Raw genomic sequence first — 17,068 nt, 5'->3', positions numbered from 1 at the left:
CACGCCATGTCGATCCGCCCGAAGATGCTGGCCGTACTCGCGGTCGCAGCGCTGGCCGTCACCGCGTGCGGCGGAGGTGGGACCGGCGGCGGAGGGGGTGGCGGAGGCGGCGGCACGCTCGGCGCCATCGACCTCTCCGGCGCGACGTTCCGGGTGGGGTCGAAGGAGTTCACCGAGCAGAAGGTGCTCGGCGAGATCGCCGTGAAGGCGCTCGAAGCGACCGGCGCCGACGTCGGCCGGCTGATCAGCATCACCGGCACCACCAACGTCCGGACCGCGCTGACGGCCGGCGAGCTGGACATGTACTGGGAGTACACCGGCACGGGCTGGTCGACCCACCTGCGGCACGAGACGAGCCAGGCGCCGAAGGACCCGGCCGCGCTCTACCAGGCCGTGGCGACCGAGGACAAGAAGAACAACATCGCGTGGCTCGACGCGGCGCCGCTCAACAACTCCTACGCCGTCGCCACCGCGGCCGGCCGCGACGGACAGCTCGGGGTCAAGACGCTCAGCGAGTACGCGGCGCTCGTCGCGCGCGACCAGAACGCCGCGCGGATGTGCATGGCGGCCGAGTTCCGCACCCGCGACGACGGCTGGCCGGGCCTGGAGAAGGGCTACGGCTTCGACCTGCCCGACGCGAACGTCGCCGAGGTCGAGCTCTCGCTGATCCCGCCGCAGGTCAAGTCGGGTGACACGTGCGGGTTCGGCGAGGTCACCACCACCGACGGCGCCGTCGCCGCCAACGACCTCGTGATCCTGGAGGACGACAAGCAGTTCTTCGTCAACTACAACGCGGCCATGACGATCCGCCAGGACGTGCTGGACAAGAACCCGAAGCTCGCCGAGGTGTTCAACCCGATCGCGAAGGTGCTCACCACGGACGCCGTCCGCCTGCTGAACGAGAAGGTCGACGTCGGCGGCGAGCTGCCCGACGAGGTAGCCGAGCAGTTCCTGCGCGACAACGGGTTCATCGCGTAGTGCGCATCTCGCTCGCACAGGTCGACGCGGAGCTCGGGGACGTCGACTCGAACCTGGCCCGCGCGGAACGGCTGATCGGCGAGGCCGTGCACGACGGGTCGGAGCTGGTCGTCTTCCCCGAGCTGCACGTCACCGGCTACTCGATCGGGCAGGTCGACTCCGACCTCTCGATGCATGCCGGCGACGAGCGGCTGCTGCACCTCGCGCGCAAGGCCGGGACGGCGGGGGTGCTCACCGGGTTCGTCGAGGAAGGGCCCGGCGTGCACACGTACAACAGCGCCGCCTACTTCCGCGAGGGCAGCCTGGTGCACGTGCACCGCAAGCTCTACCTGCCGACGTACATGACGTTCGAGGAGCGCAAGTACTTCACCCCGGGCCCGGCGCTGCGGGCGTTCCCCGCCACCGACACCACCAGGATGGCGGTGCTGCTCTGCAACGACGCCTGGCAGCCGCAGCTGGCATTCCTCGCGACGCAGGACGGCGCGCGGGTGCTGCTGATGCCGGCGGCGAGCGCGCAGAGCACGTTCCCGGACAAGTACGACTCCGCGGGCTACTGGCGCGACATCACCCGCTTCTACGCGCGGATGTTCCAGCTGTTCGTGGTGTTCGTGAACCGCGTCGGCGCCGAGCAGGGGCCCGGCGGCGAGCTGCGGTTCTGGGGCGGCTCGCACGTCGTCGACCCGTGGGGCGAGATCGTCGCGGAGGCCCCGGAGGGCGTGGAGCACCTGCTCACCGTCGACATCGACCTCACCGACGTCCGGCGGCGGCGCCGCGACATCCCGCTGGTGAAGGAGGCCCGGCTGGGGCTGATCGCGCGGGAGGTGGACCGGCTCCTCAACGAGGGTGGGGACCAGTGAGCTGGCCAGGATGCGTGCGATCCGCACGCGAGGGCAGGAAAGCCACTTTCCTGCCCTGTGAGGGCCGGAAAGTGGCTTTCCTGCCCTCCCCAACCCCGGGTGAGCTGCACCCCCGAGCTGGGCAGGGTCAGATGGCGGCGGCGAGCTCTTCGAGCACGGCGATGTTGTACTCGAACGCGCGGAGTGTCTCGTCGCGCACGCGCTCGCGCTCCTGCGCGTCGAAGGGGGCGCTGTCGAGGGCGGCGCGGTAGCGCCTGCGGAAAGCCGCCGGGTTGCCGACGTGGGCGAAGTCGTAGAAGAGCGAGCCGGGGCCGGTGATGCCGTAGCTGCGCTGCAGGACCGACCGCACGACCTGGCCGCCGGCGAGGTCGCCGAGGTAGCGCGTGTAGTGGTGGGCGACGTACCCGCCCGGCCACGACTCGGCCACCTCACGCAGCCGCTCGGTGTACTGCCTCGTCGCGGGCAGCGCCTCGATCCGCGACTCCCACTCGGGGCCCATCAGGAACTCCAGGTCGGCGACCAGGCCGGGGACGCGGCGCAGCTCGTCGATCACGAAGGGGCGGGCGACCGGGTCGTCGGCGAGCGTGTCGCTCGCGGCCTCCAGCGCGCTGTAGACGAAGTAGAGCTGCGCGGCCAGCAGCGCGTACTCCTCGGTGCGGAGCCGGCCGGCGAGCAGCTCGGTCATGTACGCCGAGCCGTGGGCTCTCTCGTGCACCTCGCTCGTCGAGGAGCGGAGGAACTGGGAGAACGGTGTCTGGGTCGATTCCACAACCAACTGAGGCACGCCTTCAGCTTAGTTGAACCTAAGTGATTCGTCGATCTTTACTCCGAACGTGGCGACGACGTGCGGATCCCCCTGCCGCGCGCCGCTGGCGGCATGGTCGATCATGAGCGCCATGACCGTCGTGCGTCGCGCCGTCGTACTGGCCATCACCGCCGTCGTCATCGGTGCGACCACCGGGAGCGCGAACGCCGCCCCGGCGGACGCCGGTGTCGAGGTCTGCGAGAAGTTCGGGTCGACGCCCGTCGCCGGCGGCGCCTACGAGGTGCAGAACAACGTGTGGGGCTCCGACGGCACGCAGTGCGTGCGGGCGTTCAGCACCGGCTTCGAGGTCACCAAGGGCGCCCACAGCAACGACGCCGGCCCCGCCGCCTACCCGTCGATCTTCAGTGGCTGCCACTACGGCACCTGCACCGCGGGCACCGTCCTGCCCAAGAAGGTGAGCGAGCTCGGGCCCGTGACCAGCACGTGGACGTTCACCCCGCCGACCGGCGGGACGTGGAACGTCGCGTACGACATCTGGTACGACCCGACCCCGCGCAAGGACGACACCGTCACCGGCACCGAGCTGATGATCTGGCTCGAGGACACCGGGCCCAACCCGATCGGCGAGCAGACCGGCACCGCGAAGGTCGCCGGTGCCGACTGGGAGATCTGGCGCGGGGAGAACGGCGCGCAGGTGATCTCCTACGTCCGCACCCAGCCGGTGCGCTCGGTGACCGACCTCGACCTCTCCGCGTTCACGAAGGACGCCGTCGACCGCGGTGTGGTCAAGCCCGACTGGTACCTCACCAGCATCCAGGCCGGCATGGAGCCGTGGACGGGCGGCGCCGGCTTCCGCACCGACGCGTTCTCCGTCACCGGCGTCACTGCCAGCGCTCCCTGACCCCGAACTTCCCCACCGTTTTGTGCACTTGCGCGCGTTTTCGGCGCGCAAGTGCACAAAACGATGGGGAACTTCTACGTCCAGGCGAAGAGGCGCTTGGGGCGTTCGAGGATCGCGGCGACGTCGGAGAGGACGTGCGACCCGAGCTCGCCGTCGACGACGCGGTGGTCGAACGACAGCGCGAGCGTGGTCACCTTGCGCGGCCGGACCTCACCGCGATGCACCCACGGCAGTTCCTTCACCGCACCGAAGGCGAGGATCGCGGCCTCCCCCGGGTTCAGGATCGGGGTGCCGGTGTCGACGCCGAACACCCCGATGTTGGTGATCGTGATCGTGCCGTCGCGCATCGCGCCGGGCTGGGTGCGGCCCGCCCGCGCGGTGCCGACCAGCTGGTCCAACTCCCCCGCCAGCTGCCGCAACGTGAACCGGCCGGCGTCGGGGATGTTCGGAACGATCAGCCCGCGCGGGGTCGCCGCAGCGATGCCGAGGTTCACCCGCTCCTTCTGGACGATCTCCTGGCGCTCCTCGTCCCACGCCGCGTTGATGCCGGGGTTGCGGGAGACCGCCACCATCAGCGCCTTCGCGACGATCAACAGCGGCCCGACCCGCACACCCGCGAACACCGGGTCCTCCTTCAGGGAGGCGACCAGCTTCATCGTCCGCGTGACGTCCACGGTCACGAACTCGGTGACGTGCGGCGCGGTGAACGCGCTCGTGACCATCGCCCGCGCGGTGGCCTTGCGGACCCCGGTGACGGGCACGCGGCGCACGCCCTCGTCCTGCGACACCGACGACACGGTGCTCCAGCTGATCATCAGGTCCGTGGCCGGGCCCGCCGGGTAGGCCGCGGACAGCGTGTCGAGCACCCCCGCCGGGAGCGCCTCCTCCGGTTCTACCGGCTGCCCGGTGCCAGGTTCCGCGGTGCCAGGTTCCTCGATATCGGGCGCCTCGACAGCGGGCGTCCCGGCAACCGGCACCTCGGCAACCGGCACCTCGACAACCGGCACCTCGACAACCGGCACCTCGACAACCGGCACCTCGACGACCGGCACCTCGACGACCGGTTCCTCGACGACCGGCACCTTCGCCGCCGGTGCCTGCGCGACCGGCTCCTGCGCGACCGGCTCCTCGACGTGCGCGGGGAGCTCCGCCATCCCGACGTCCACCAGCGCCTGCAGCGCAGCAACCTCCCGCTCGACCGCCTCGTCCTGGCCGGCCCGCTCCCGGGCGGCGTGCACGTCCTCCCTGGTCACGACCCCGTTCGGGCCGGACGCCCGCACCTCCGCCAGCTCGACGCCGAGGTCACGCGCGAGCTTGCGCACCGGCGGCTTCGCCAGCGGCCGCTCCGGCTGCGGCTTCTCCGCCGCCGGAGCAGGCGCTGCCGCCTCCACCCGCTCGGCGGCCGCACGCACGGGGAAAGGAGCCGTGACCGGCGGCCGTTCGCCGCGCGCCACCGGCTCGGCCGCGGCAGTGCCCCCCGTGCTGTCTCCGGCCCGCTCCCGCGGCGGCACCGGCCGGGTCTCGGACACCGGACGCCGCGGCGGGAACCCGCGATCGGGATCGATGGGCTCCGGATCGGCCGGCACGAACAGATCGGTCGCCCACTCCGGCGCACGCGCCGCCGGCGGCCCGAGATCGGGCACGATCGGCTGCGCCGCTGTCTCCGGCGCAGCCTCCGGCGAAGCCAGCGGCTCCACCTGCGAGCGCTCTACCTGCTGCGGGCGCTCTACCTGCTGCGGGCGCTCTGTTCGCTGCGGGCGGCCCCGGTCGGCTACCGGCCGCGACGGTGGCCGGGTCGGCCACTCGGAAGCCGGTGGCCGCCGCGGCTGACCGGAGAGCGGCTGACCGGACAGCGGCTGCCCCGAAAGCGGCCCCGAAAGCGGTTGCGCAGGGTGTGAGGGCCGCGCGGCCTGCTCCCCCGTCGGGTGCCGCCGCTCGCCGTGCTCGTCGGTCGGCGGCCGCCGCACGTCGTTCGCGGGACGTTCGCCGCGGTCCTCGCCGGCGACCCGACGCTGCGGGTCCGCCAGCGGGGAACGCTGCGCGGCCGGGGGCCGCTGGCCGGGGTCGGTGCCGTGGCCACGCCGGACCTGCTCGGGGTACGCCGACCGGCCACCCTGCTCCGTGCTGCCGGGCCGGCCGGCAGGTGGGCGACGCGGCGGGGTCTGCTCGGGCTGCGTCGGGCGCCGCGCGGCGCGCTCACCCGTCTCCATGGGGTAGCGGCGCGGCTCGATCCGCTCGTCCGCGACGGGTGACCACCCCGTCGGGCCGCCGTTCACGGGCGTCCAGCGCACCTGCTCGTGGTCGCCCGTGTCGTCCTCGGCGACGGTTCGCGCAGGTTGGCGCGGCGGCGGAGCCAGCGGTGACCACCCTTCCGGCTCGGCGACCGGGCCCCGCCTGGGATCGGCCAGCGGCGACCGCGCCGGCCCCTGGTCGATCAGGATGATCACCGCGCCGACCTCGACGGTCGAGCCGACCGGCGCGAGGATCTCGTGCACCACGCCGTCGAACGGGATCGGCAGCTCCACCGCCGACTTCGCGCTCTCGACCTCGCAGATCAGCTGGCCGTCGCTCACGGTGTCACCGGGCTCGACGTACCACTCGATGATCTCGGCCTCGGTGAGACCTTCGCCGACGTCGGGCATCCGGAACTCGCCGAGCGAACGCCCGTTCTCGGTGGCGGTCACGTCACCTGCCTTCCGTGCGGGGCTCCCCGAGGAGCCTGTCGAAGTCGTTGTCAGCCAACGGATGTCAATACGAGAGCGCGCGGTCGACGGCATCGAGCACCCGGTCGACCGTGGGCAGGTACTCGTGCTCCATCCGCGACGCCGGGTACGGCGAGTGGTAGCCGCCGACCCGCAGCACCGGGGCCTCCAGGTGGTAGAAGCACCGTTCGGTGATCCGGGCGGCGACCTCGGCGCCCGCACCGAAGAACACCGGCGCCTCGTGCACGACGACCATCCGCCGGGTCCGCTCGAGGCTCGCCTGCACCGCGTCGAAGTCGATCGGCGAGAGCGACCGGAGGTCGAGCACCTCCAGGTCGCGCCCCTCCGCGACGGCCGCCTCCGCCGCCTCGACGCACAGCCCGACCATCGGCCCGTACGCGACGAGCGTCAGGTCGCGGCCCGGCCGCACGACCCGTGCGGCGTGCAACGCGGCAGGCGGCGACGACAGGTCGGCCCGTGCCTTCTCCCAGTAGCGCCGCTTCGGCTCGAAGAAGATCACCGGGTCGTCGGTGCTGATCGCCTGCCGCAGCATCCAGAACGCGTCCTCCGGCGTCGACGGCGTCACCACCCGCAGCCCTGCGGTGTGCGCGAAGTACGCCTCCGGCGACTCGCTGTGGTGCTCGATCGCGCCGACCCCGCCGCCGTACGGGATCCGGATGACGACGGGCAGCCGCAGCACGCCCTCCGACCGGGCGTGCAGCTTCGCCAGCTGCGTGACGATCTGGTTGAACGCCGGGAACGTGAACCCGTCGAACTGGATCTCCACGATCGGCCGGTAGCCACGCAGCGCCAGCCCGATCGCCGTGCCGACGATGCCCGACTCGGCCAGCGGGGTGTCGGTGACGCGGTCCTCGCCGAAGTCCTTCTGCAGGCCGTCGGTCACGCGGAACACGCCGCCGAGCCGGCCGACGTCCTCGCCCATGACGAGCACCTTCGGGTCCTCGTCGAGCGCCGACCGCAGCGCCTCGTTCAGCGCCCGCACCATCGACAGCGCCGTGATCTTCGGCGGGGTCATCGGGTGGTCTCCTCGAACGTCGAGAGATACGCCTCGAACTGCGCGCGTTCCTCGTCCACCAGGGCGTGCTGCCCCGCGTAGACGTGGTCGAAGAACTCGGTCGGGCCCGGGTCGGGCATGCTGCGCAGCCCGTCGCGGACCCGCGCGGCGAGCGCGTCGGCCTCGGCGTCGACGTGCGCGAAGAAGTCGGCGCCGGCCAGCGACTGCCGCTCGAGGTAGGTCCGCAGCCGCGCGATGGGGTCCTTGCGCTCCCACACCGCGGTCTCCTCGGCCAGGCGGTAGCGCGTGGGGTCGTCGGACGTGGCGTGGGCGCCCATGCGGTACGTCAGCGCCTCGACGAGCACGGGCCCGTTGTGGCCGCGGGCGTGGTCGAGCGCCGCGCGGGTCACCGCCATCACCGCGAGCACGTCGTTGCCGTCGACGCGCACACCGGGGAACCCGAACCCGGCCGCGCGCTGGTAGACCGGCACCCTCGACTGCTTCTCGTACGGCGTGGAGATCGACCACTGGTTGTTCTGGCAGAAGAACACCACAGGCGCGTTGTTCACGGCTGCGAAGTTGAACGCCTCCGACAGGTCACCCTGGCTGGAGCCGCCCTCCCCGAAGTAGCACATGACGGCCATGTCGGCGCCGTCCTTCGCCACCCCCATCGCGTAGCCGGTCGCATGCAGGGCGACCGGGCCGATGACGATCGTGTACAGGTGGAAGTTGGTCGCGTGCGGGTCCCACCCGCCGTTGGTGACCCCGCGGTACATCGACATCAGGCTCAGCGGGTCGACCCCGCGGCACCACGCCACGCCGTGCTCGCGGTAGCTCGGGAACACGTAGTCGGTGCGGCGGGTCGCCCGCGCCGAACCGATCTGCGCGGCCTCCTGCCCGAGCGCCGACACCCACAGCGCCAGCTCACCCTGCCGTTGCAGCGCAACGGCCTCGCCGTCGAACCGGCGGGTCAACGCCATGTCCCGGTACAGACTGCGCAGCTCGGCGGGGGTCAGGTCGATCGCGTACGCGGGGTGGTCGACCCGCTCGCCCTCAGGGGTCAGCAGCTGGACCAGCTCGGGCTCGTGCGCCCGAACGGGCGCACCGCCCTCCCCACCTGCCGCATCGGCGACGTCCGTGCTCAACCGAGTTCCCCCGTTCTGGCCGTTCCGGAATCGGGCGCGACGCTACACACGGGCCGGGCGGCTCGACGGAACGGCATTACTCCCACTCGGTCTGCGTGGTCGAACGGGTCTCGCGGCCTTCGCGCACACCCCGCTGCAGGCTCGCCCAGCGCCCGCGGACGATCTCCGCGTCGCGCTTCGTGGGCGGCGCCGAGTTGCCGGCGCTGCCGGGCAGCAGCCGGGCGCGCGGGACACGTTTCGGCAGGCCCGCGGTGGTCAGCTCCGGAACCGGGGTCTGCACCTGCGCCTGCTGCACGGCCTGCCATCCCGAGTCGGCCGGAGTCGCGAAGTCGGCGGCGATCGCCTCGGCCAGCTCGGCGGCGCTCATGGCGGCGCCGGCGGTCTCCTCCGCATCCGCCTCGGTCTCGGTCCCGCCGCCCGAATCGGTGGCCCTGGCGTCGCTGCTGGCGTCGGTCCGCGCCTTCGCGGCGAGCACGGGCAACGCCTCGGTGGCCGGATCGGCGGGCGAGGTCGCCCGGAACCACCCGGTCGACACCTCCTCGAAGATCGGCTGCGGCGTCGGGTCGTCGAACTCCACACCGGAGAACGGGTCCGCGGGTCGCGGCGCGTTCGGGTCGGGCAGCGCGGGCGGCGGCGTCGCCGCGACGAACAGCCGCGACGGGTCCGATTCCGCCGGCGCGATATCGGGAAGCGGTGGCACCCCCGGAATGGGACCCTGCTCGCCGCTCTGAGCTGCGGCACGGTTCGGCGGCAGCGTCCAGACCGACTCCGCCGGCTGCTCCACCGGCGACGGCTGGGGTCGCGGCGAAGGCTGAACCTGGGGCCCCGGCCGGGGCTGGGGCTGGGGCTGGGGCTGGGGTCGCTGCATCGGCTGCGGCCGTGGCACCGGCGGCGCCGGTGGGGGCGATGGGGGCGCCTGCTGCTGCACCGGCTCCGGCGCCCGATGCGCCGCGGTCGGCTGCTCCTGCACCGGCGGGGGGAACTGGGGCTGGGGCTGGGGCTGGGGTTGCGGTTGGGGCAGTGGCTGGGCCACCGTCTGCTGCTCCGGCTGCCACTGCTGGGGCTGCTGGGTCTGGGGCTGCTGGTTCTGGCCGAACTGCTGCGGAGACGCGAACGGCGACGGCTGGAACTGCGGGCCCTGCGGCGGCTGCTGCTGGAAGGCCACTGGCTGCTGGACCGGCTGCTGTGCCGGCTGCTGGCCGGGCGGGGGCTGCTGCCCGGGCTGCGGCTGCTGGACCGGCTGCTGGACCGGCGGGGGCACGGCCTGCGCGCTCGTGGGCTGCTCCCAAAACGGCGGTGCGTCCGCCGTCGTGCGCTGGGGCGGGAGCGGCACCGCGGCCGGGACCACCGGCATCGGCGTCGTCATCGCAGGCGGCTCGACCGCGCCGACGATCGGCACCTCCGCCGTCGCCGACCCCATCTGCTCCGAGGTCGGCATCTGCGCCGACTCTTGCGCCGACGGCTGGGCCGACGGCTGGGTCGACGGCTGGGTCGACGGCTGTGCCACCAGCGGCGCGAGGGGATGCCGCTGGGGTGCAGGTGCGGGCGCCGGGACCGGCTGCGGTGCCTGGGCGGGCGCCGGCAGCGGCGGCACCGATGTGAGCGGCGGCCGGACCACCGGCACGGGCACCGGTTGGACGCCGCTCGCCTGCATGGAGGCCGCCTGCTCCGTCGCACCCGACCGGGCGCCGGCCAGCGCGATGATCGACTCCGCGTGCACTAGGTACGCCGGGATCGTCACGCGTGCCGTCACGCCGTTGCGCGTGACCGCGCCCGCGGTCGGTTCCTGCCCGTCGGCGTGCAGCGCGACGGAGATCCCGTGCCGGTTCGCGAGCTTCCCGACCACGAACAGGCCCATGCGCCGCGACGCCGCGACACTCGCCTCCGTCGGCAGCCGCAGCCGCTCGTTCAGCGCCGTCAACGCCTCGCGGGGCAGCCCGATGCCGTCGTCGAAGATCTCGATCAGCACCGAGCCGTCGGCCGAGCGGCTCGTGGTGACGACGACCTGCGTGTCGGGCGGGGAGAACGTCGCCGCGTTGTCGAGCAGCTCCGCGACGAGGTGCTGGATGTCGTGCGCGACCCGCCCGTAGAACGCCACGTCCGGCGGCGTCTGTACGACCACCCGCTGGTACTGCTCGATCTCCCCGACCGCCGCGCGCAGCACCTCCACCACCGGCAGCGGCTGCGCGGCGCGCTTCGACAGCTCGGTGCCGGCCAGCACCAGCAGGTTCTCGCTGTTGCGGCGCATGCGGGTGGCGAGGTGGTCGAGCCGGAACAGCGACGCGAGGTGCTCGGGATCCTCCTCGCCCTGCTCCAGCGACTCGATCAGCACGAGCTGACGGTCGACGAGCGCCTGGCTGCGCCGCGAGAGGTTGATGAACATCGCGTTGACGTTGTTCTGGAGCGTGGCCTGCTCGGCGGCCAGCCGGACGGCCTGCGCGTGCACCGCGTCGAACGCGCGCGCGACCTGGCCGACCTCCTCCTGCGTCGTCACCGGCACGGGCCGGATGTTGACGTTCGGTACCGAGCCCTGCCGCATCCTCGCGACGGCCTCCGGCAGCCGTTCCTGGGCGACGTCCATGGCGATCCGGCGCAGCGTCCGCAGCGAGCCGATCATGCCGCGCGCGATGACGAGCACGATCACCGCGCCGAGCACGAGGGCGATCGCGAGCAGCACGACGTTCAGCCCGGCCATCGTGATGGCGGTCTGGCGCCGCTCGGCGCTGGTGCCGGACAGCTCGGTGCGCATGCCGTCCTCAGCGCGGTCGAGCTCGCTGAGGAACCGCTGGTAGAGCTCGGTCGGTGCCGGGGTGGCGACGCCGGCGAGCACACCCTGCACGAGCCGGCCGCGCTCGGTGTTGACCGGCCCGGCGATCAGCGTCGCGTACCGGACGCGCTGGCCCTGGTCGAGCGCGGAGCGGAACGACTGCAGGTTGGTGACCAGCCGCGCGTCGCTGCCCTGCAGCTCCGCCGCGGCCGCGGCGCGCGCTTCCCGGCCCGCGAGGATCGAGACGACCTGCGCCTCCTGCAGCGTGGCCTCGTTGCGGGCAGCGCCGAGGCCCGCGAGGGCGCTCGCGAGCCCGTTCACCTCGGTGCTGTTCACCCCGCGCAGCACCGCGTTGTCGAGCTGGACCAGCGCGTTTACCAGCTCGTTGTAGCGCAACAGCACCGCGGAAGCGGGCGCGTTGCTGTTGCCGAGCACGAGCAGCCGCAACCCGTGCAGCCTGGCGATCGCCTGCTCGGCGGTGCGGTGGATGCCGACGAGGTCGGGGTCGTCGGCGTAGAGGCTCTCGACGCTCGGGCGGGTCGTCTCGGCCAGCTCGTCGACCTTCGCGATGGCCTCGCGCAGCTGCGTCTGGTCGCCGATGCGCCCGCCGGCGACGAACTCGGTCGCGCGGAACCGCTCCAGCTGCGCCTGCTCGACGAGCGTCGTGACGTCGGAGTGGATGGTGCCGAACCGGGCGACCCGGTCGAGCTCCGACGCCGCACCCACCTGGTCGGCGATCCGCAGCGCGCCCAGCACCACCGCGAGCACCAGTGGCACGAGCAGCACCACCGAGAACTTCACCCGGAGGCTCCAGTTGCGGGGCGACGACCAGGCGAGCTTCTTGCTCACGTCAGCATCTCCGTCGGCTTCTTCGGGCGGGACGTGCTCGCCGCCGTGGGCCGCGCAGGCCCGTGGGGAGCGGTCCGGCGGCGGTTGCTTCGGCGTGACAGCACCCTTGCGCGCTCGCATGCAGCGTAGTCACCACGGCGAGCTGTGTCACACCTTCAGGGGAACAACAGGGGTGCTATTGGAGCACACGTGCGCAACGCACGGTTATTGCGGCTCGACGCGGAGTGGAATCAGAACCGGATTCCGCGCAGGCGAGTGATCCCGGAGGAGGCCTGGCTCACAACTTGACCTAGCCTGTGCCCGGCCGGGCCGCGGGACGGCCCATTCGGTCCACCTTCTGAGCGCGAGGTGTCATGGCTGACAGCATCAGGATCGATCGACGCGGCTTCCTCCGCACGGTAGGCGCGGCAGGCACGGTGGCGGCGGCCGGGGGGCTCGCCGCGGCGTGCAGCCCAGGCCTGCAGAGCCCGAGCGGCGGCGGTGGCGGCGATGTCATCAAGATCGGCTACGTGAGCCCGGAAACGGGGCCGCTCGCCCCTTTCGGTGAGGCTGACCAGTTCGTCATCAACGCGATGAACGCCCACTTCAAGCAGAATCCCATCAAGGTGGGCGACCGCCCGTTCCCGGTCGAGATCCTCAAGCGCGACAGCCAGTCGGACGCGAACCGCGCCGCCGACGTCGCCGGCGACCTGATCCTCAACAACGGCGTGCACCTGATGCTGGTGTCCTCGACACCGGACACGTCGAACCCGGTGAGCGACCAGTGCGAGGCCAACGGCCTGCCGTGCGTCGCGACCGTGACGCCGTGGCAGCCCTGGTTCTTCGGCCGTGGCGGGCAGCCGGACACCAAGTTCGAGTGGACGTACAACTTCTTCTGGGGCCTCGAGGACGTCGAGAAGGTCTACGGCGACATGTGGGACCAGGTCGGCACCAACAAGATCGCCGGCGCGCTCTGGCCCAACGACCCCGACGGCCTCGCGTGGGGCGACCCGGCGACCGGTTTCGCGCCGGAACAGGCCAAGCGCGGCTACACGATCCTCGACCCCGGCACCTACCCGAACGGCACGCAGGACTTCTCGTCGCAGATCGCGCGGTTCCGCGACGGCGCCGCGGAGATCCTGCTCGGCGTGCCGATCCCGCCCGACTTCACGACGTTCTGGCGGCAGGCCTCCCAGCAGGGCTACCACCCCAAGATCGCCACCATCGGCAAGGCGCTGCTCTTCCCGTCGAGCGTCGAGGCACTGGGGCCGATCGGGGTCAACCTCGGCACCGAGGTGTGGTGGTCGCCGAGCCACCCGTTCCAGTCGTCGCTGACCGGGCAGAGCGCGAAGGCGCTGGCCGACGCGTACACGCAGGAGACGAAGAAGCAGTGGACGCAGCCGATCGGCTTCGCGCACGCGCTCTTCGAGGTGGCGGTGGCCGCGTTCGGGGCGGTCTCGTCGATCGACGACCGCGCGGGGATCGCCGCGGCGATCGCCGGGATGAAGCTCAACACCGTGGTCGGGCCGCTGGACTGGACGAGCGGGCCGGTGCCGAACGTCGCGAAGACGCCGCTCGTCGGCGGGCAGTGGCGGCCCGGCACCGCGACGCCGTTCGACCTCGTGATCGTCAGCAACACCCAGCACCCGGACATCCCCGTCGGCGGTGCCGTGGAGCCGCTGCCGGCCCCGGCGCCACCCGCCTAGTGCGGTGCTGGCTGGTGCGGTGCTGGCTGGTGCGGTGCTGACGGTACGCGGGCTGACCCGGTCGTTCGGCGCCGTCCGGGTGGTCGACGCCGTCGACCTGGACGTCGCCGAGGGCTCGGTGCTGGGCATCGTCGGACCCAACGGCGCCGGCAAGACGACGCTGCTGAACCTGCTCGACGGGGTGCTGCGGGCCGACGCGGGCCGGATCGAGCTGGGCGGGCAGGACGTCACGTCGGCGTCCGCCGCCGCGCGCTGCCGCGCCGGCATGGGCCGCACCTACCAGACGCCGCGGCCGTTCTCCGGCATGACCGTGTTCGAGAACGTGCTGGTCGGCGCGGTGCACGGGGCGCGGCGAAGGGGTGGGGACGCGCAGCGGGCGGCGTACGAGAGCCTCGAGCGCACCGCGCTGGCTGCGCAGGCCAACACCCTCGCCGGTGACCTGCGACTGCTCGACCGGAAGCGGTTGGAGCTGGCCAGGGCGCTGGCGTGCCGGCCGCGGGTGCTACTGCTCGACGAGATCGGCGGCGGGCTCACCGACGCCGAGCTGCCGGAGCTGATCGGTGTCGTGCGCGAGGTGCGGGCCGCGGGGACGGCCGTCGTGTGGATCGAGCACATCGTGCACGCGCTCGCCGAGGTGGTCGACCGCATGCTGTGCCTCGCGTCGGGCGCGGTGCTCGCCGTCGGCACGCCCGGCGCGGTGCTCGCCGACCCGACCGTCCGCGAGGTGTACCTCGGGTCGCAGGTCGAGGGGTGGGAACGGTGAACACGGGGCTCACGCCGCTCCTGCGGCTCGTCGACGTCGACGCCTGGTACGGCCACTTCCAGGCGCTGCGCGGGATCGACCTCACCGTGCACGACGGCGAAACGGTAGCGGTGATCGGCGCCAACGGCGCGGGCAAGACGACGCTCCTGCGCTCGGTCATGGGCACCGTCACCCTCTCCCCGCAGAGCCGGGTGGAGCTGGCCGGGGTCGAGCTCGGGTCGCGGCGCCCGCACGAGCGGGTGCGCGAGGGTGTGACACTCGTGCCGGAGGGGCGGAAGCTCTTCCCCAGCCTCACGGTCAGGGAGAACTTGGAGATCGCGGCCACCCGGGCGCGCGGGCGGTGGGACCTCGATTCCGTCTACGACCTGTTCCCCAACCTGCCGCTGCTGGCGCGCCGCGCGGCCGGTTCGCTCTCCGGCGGCGAGCAGCAGGCCGTCGCCATCGGGCGCGGGTTGGTCGCCAACCCGCGGGTGCTGATGCTCGACGAGGTGTCGCTCGGGCTCGCCCCGGTGGTCGTCGAGCGGCTGTACGGCGCGCTCGCCGAGATCGCGTCGTCCGGGATGACGATGCTGGTCGTCGAGCAGGACGTCGGGCAGGCGCTGCGGATCGCCAAGACGGTGCTCTGCTTGCGCGCCGGCGCGACGGTGCTCGCCGCGCCCGCGGCCGAGGTCACCGCGGCGGCCGTCACGGCCGCGTACTTCGGGGCGAGCGCATGACCTGGGTGAACGCGGTGGTGCAGGGGCTGTTGCTCGGCGGGGTCTACGCGCTCTACGCGTGCGGGCTGTCGCTCGTGTTCGGCGTGCTGCGGATCGTCAACCTCGCGCACGGCGACCTCACGGTGCTGGCTGCGTTCCTCGCGCTGGTCGTCGGGCAGGCGCTCGGCGTGCACCCGCTGTTGACGTTGCTGGTGGTGGTGCCTGCGCTCGCGGCCGCCGGGTACGCGCTGCAGCACGCGGTGCTCTTCCCGGCGTTGCGCGGCGGCGAGCTCGCGCCGCTGCTGGTGACGTTCGGGCTGTCGGTCGTCCTGCAGAACCTGCTGCTGGAGGCGTTCTCGGCGGACACCCGCTCGCTCCCGGCCGGGACGCTCGGGACCGCCGGGCTGGCGCTGACCGACCTCCTCTCGGTCGGGTGGCTCGCCGTGCTGACGCTCGGCGTCGCGGTGGCCGTGCTGGTGGGGCTGCAGCTGCTGATTTCGCGCACCGCGATCGGCCGGGCCATGCGCGCGACCAGCGACGATCCCGAGACGGCCCAGCTGATGGGCCTCGACGACCGCAAGGTGTACGCCGTCGCGACGGCGATCGCGTTCGCGACGATCGCGGTCGCGGGGGTCTTCTCCGGGATGCGCGGCACGTTCACCCCGACGCTCGGCCCGCAGCTGCTGATCTTCGCGTTCGAGGCGGTGATCATCGGCGGGCTCGGCTCGCTCTGGGGGACGCTGGTCGGCGGGCTCGTGCTCGGCGTCGCGCAGACCGTCGGGGCGCAGATCCAGCCGAGCTACGGCGTGCTGGCCGGCCACCTCGTGTTCCTCGCCGTCCTCGCGGCGCGGCCGGGCGGGATCCTGCGGAGGGCGGAACGCAGATGACCGACGCTCACATCGTCCGCCACACGCGGACGTCCCGGGTGGCCACCGGCGTGGTCGTACCGCTCGTCGTGGTGCTCGCAGCGCTGCCCTACTACGCGCCCGGCTCGGTGACGCGCCTGCTGGTCGACCTGTTCGCGCTGGTCGTGCTGGCCTCGATGTGGAACCTGCTCGCCGGGTACGGCGGGATGATCTCCGTCGGGCAGCAGGGTTTCCTCGGCATCGGCGCGTACACCGTGCTGGTCGCCGACCTGGTGGGGCTCGACCCGTTCCTGGCGGTCCCGATCGCGGCCCTGGTGGCCGGGCTGGTCGCGCTGCCGACGTCGTTCCTGGTCTTCCGGCTGTACGGCGGCTACTTCGCGATCGGGACGTGGGTGGTCGCCGAGGTGTTCCGGCTCCTGACCGTCGAGGTCGGCGCCGTCGGGGGCGGTTCGGGCGCGTCGGTCACGGGGCTCTCGGCGTACGCGCCGGCGCTGCGCGGAGCCGTCATCTACTGGTGCGCGCTCGCCGCGCTGGTCGCCGCCGTCGGCGGGGTGTTCCTCCTCATGCGGTCGCGGCTGGGGCTCGCGCTGACCGCGATCCGCGACGAACCGACGGCAGCCGACAGTCTCGGCGTCGAGGTGCGCTCGGCGAAGCGGATCGTGTTCGTGCTGGCCGCGGCCGGGTGCGGGGTGGCGGGCGCGATCATCGTGCTCGACTCGCTGCGAGTGCAGCCCGACTCGGTCTACGGCGTGCAGTGGTCGGCCTTCATGATCTTCATGGTGGTGATCGGCGGGCTCGGCACCATCGAAGGGCCCGTCATCGGGGCGATCGTGTTCTTCGCGCTGCAGCAGCTGCTCTCACCCTTCGGCTCCTGGTACCTCGTGGTGCTCGGCGCCGTCGCGGTACTGGCGGCGCTCTTCGCCCGCCGCGGGCTCTTCGGCCTCCTCACGCGCGGGGGCGACGTGCGGCTGTTCCCGACGGGCTACCGGGTGCGGGCGCCAACCGAGGCCAGCACGTGAGGGCAGGAAAGCCACTTTCAGGCCCTCACAGGGCAGGAAAGTGGCTTTCCTGCCCTCCCC

The 17,068-nt window shown here is 72.6% G+C and carries 13 protein-coding genes; 8 read left to right on the top strand and 5 right to left on the bottom strand.

Annotated elements, in window-relative coordinates:
• Positions 1–6 precede the first annotated feature (6 nt).
• Together LL648_RS19585 and LL648_RS19580 are read left to right on the top strand one after the other, a co-directional pair.
• The gene (locus LL648_RS19585; protein WP_232664053.1) at positions 7–978 is read left to right on the top strand and encodes a glycine betaine ABC transporter substrate-binding protein; all 972 of its coding nucleotides are present in this window, start codon (positions 7–9) and stop codon (positions 976–978) included.
• Positions 978–1,835, top strand: a complete 858-nt coding sequence (locus LL648_RS19580; protein ID WP_232664052.1) for a nitrilase-related carbon-nitrogen hydrolase — start codon at positions 978–980, stop codon at positions 1,833–1,835. The genes LL648_RS19585 and LL648_RS19580 overlap by 1 nt, the downstream gene beginning before the upstream one ends.
• A 127-nt stretch (positions 1,836–1,962) precedes the next feature.
• On the opposite strand, the gene LL648_RS19575 is transcribed toward LL648_RS19580, so the two are convergent.
• The gene (locus LL648_RS19575; RefSeq protein ID WP_255685971.1) at positions 1,963–2,610 is read right to left on the bottom strand and encodes a biliverdin-producing heme oxygenase; all 648 of its coding nucleotides are present in this window, start codon (positions 2,608–2,610) and stop codon (positions 1,963–1,965) included.
• A gap of 121 nt (positions 2,611–2,731) precedes the next feature.
• Here LL648_RS19575 and LL648_RS19570 point away from each other — a divergent pair, with 121 nt between their 5' ends.
• Positions 2,732–3,502: a GH12 family glycosyl hydrolase domain-containing protein gene (locus LL648_RS19570; RefSeq protein ID WP_232664050.1), complete on the top strand. Its 771-nt coding sequence runs from the start codon at positions 2,732–2,734 to the stop codon at positions 3,500–3,502.
• Between the two features lie 74 nt (positions 3,503–3,576).
• Here the strand turns inward: LL648_RS19570 and LL648_RS45775 are convergent, their stop codons facing one another.
• The 4 genes from LL648_RS45775 to LL648_RS19540 form a co-directional block, all read right to left on the bottom strand.
• Positions 3,577–6,186 carry a 2-oxo acid dehydrogenase subunit E2 gene (locus tag LL648_RS45775; RefSeq protein ID WP_374112076.1) on the bottom strand — a complete coding sequence of 870 codons (2,610 nt, stop codon included), beginning with the start codon at positions 6,184–6,186 and terminating at the stop codon, positions 3,577–3,579.
• A gap of 64 nt (positions 6,187–6,250) precedes the next feature.
• Positions 6,251–7,240: an alpha-ketoacid dehydrogenase subunit beta gene (locus LL648_RS19550; protein WP_232664049.1), complete on the bottom strand. Its 990-nt coding sequence runs from the start codon at positions 7,238–7,240 to the stop codon at positions 6,251–6,253.
• On the bottom strand, positions 7,237–8,364 hold the full coding sequence (gene pdhA / locus LL648_RS19545; protein WP_232664048.1) for a pyruvate dehydrogenase (acetyl-transferring) E1 component subunit alpha: 1,128 nt from the start codon (positions 8,362–8,364) through the stop codon (positions 7,237–7,239). Before pdhA ends, LL648_RS19550 begins: the two co-directional genes overlap by 4 nt.
• 76 nt (positions 8,365–8,440) lie before the next feature.
• Complete coding sequence (locus LL648_RS19540; RefSeq protein WP_232664047.1) at positions 8,441–11,980, bottom strand: sensor histidine kinase; 3,540 nt, start codon at positions 11,978–11,980, stop codon at positions 8,441–8,443.
• Between the two features lie 353 nt (positions 11,981–12,333).
• Here LL648_RS19540 and LL648_RS19535 point away from each other — a divergent pair, with 353 nt between their 5' ends.
• Genes LL648_RS19535 through LL648_RS19515 form a run of 5 tightly spaced genes read left to right on the top strand, consistent with a single transcriptional unit; the run spans position 12,334 to position 17,008 of the window.
• A complete protein-coding gene (locus LL648_RS19535) occupies positions 12,334–13,665 on the top strand; it encodes an ABC transporter substrate-binding protein (RefSeq protein WP_232664046.1) in 1,332 nt (443 codons plus the stop codon).
• A gap of 4 nt (positions 13,666–13,669) precedes the next feature.
• Positions 13,670–14,428: an ABC transporter ATP-binding protein gene (locus tag LL648_RS19530; protein WP_232664045.1), complete on the top strand. Its 759-nt coding sequence runs from the start codon at positions 13,670–13,672 to the stop codon at positions 14,426–14,428.
• On the top strand, positions 14,425–15,144 hold the full coding sequence (locus tag LL648_RS19525; RefSeq protein ID WP_232664044.1) for an ABC transporter ATP-binding protein: 720 nt from the start codon (positions 14,425–14,427) through the stop codon (positions 15,142–15,144). Before LL648_RS19530 ends, LL648_RS19525 begins: the two co-directional genes overlap by 4 nt.
• Positions 15,141–16,010 carry a branched-chain amino acid ABC transporter permease gene (locus LL648_RS19520; protein WP_232664043.1) on the top strand — a complete coding sequence of 290 codons (870 nt, stop codon included), beginning with the start codon at positions 15,141–15,143 and terminating at the stop codon, positions 16,008–16,010. The genes LL648_RS19525 and LL648_RS19520 overlap by 4 nt, the downstream gene beginning before the upstream one ends.
• Positions 16,007–17,008 (top strand): branched-chain amino acid ABC transporter permease, encoded by a 1,002-nt coding sequence (locus tag LL648_RS19515; RefSeq protein WP_232664042.1) that lies wholly within the window; start codon positions 16,007–16,009, stop codon positions 17,006–17,008. Before LL648_RS19520 ends, LL648_RS19515 begins: the two co-directional genes overlap by 4 nt.
• The last annotated feature ends 60 nt before the right edge of the window (positions 17,009–17,068 follow it).

Source organism: Pseudonocardia sp. TRM90224, from assembly GCF_021245725.1.
Lineage (GTDB): Bacteria > Actinomycetota > Actinomycetes > Mycobacteriales > Pseudonocardiaceae > Pseudonocardia.
The sequence above is the reverse complement of the archived record's forward strand: the minus strand, read 5'-3'. Positions and strand labels throughout refer to the sequence as shown.

Bases quoted from the DNA above. Each gene is read 5' to 3' on its own strand.
- LL648_RS19570 (WP_232664050.1), top strand. From the start codon at position 2,732: ATGACCGTCGTGCGTCGCGCCGTCGTACTGGCCATCACCGCCGTCGTC.
- LL648_RS19550 (WP_232664049.1), bottom strand. From the start codon at position 7,240: ATGACCCCGCCGAAGATCACGGCGCTGTCGATGGTGCGGGCGCTGAAC.
- LL648_RS19520 (WP_232664043.1), top strand. From the start codon at position 15,141: ATGACCTGGGTGAACGCGGTGGTGCAGGGGCTGTTGCTCGGCGGGGTC.
- LL648_RS19535 (WP_232664046.1), top strand. From the start codon at position 12,334: ATGGCTGACAGCATCAGGATCGATCGACGCGGCTTCCTCCGCACGGTA.
- LL648_RS19585 (WP_232664053.1), top strand. From the start codon at position 7: ATGTCGATCCGCCCGAAGATGCTGGCCGTACTCGCGGTCGCAGCGCTG.
- LL648_RS19515 (WP_232664042.1), top strand. From the start codon at position 16,007: ATGACCGACGCTCACATCGTCCGCCACACGCGGACGTCCCGGGTGGCC.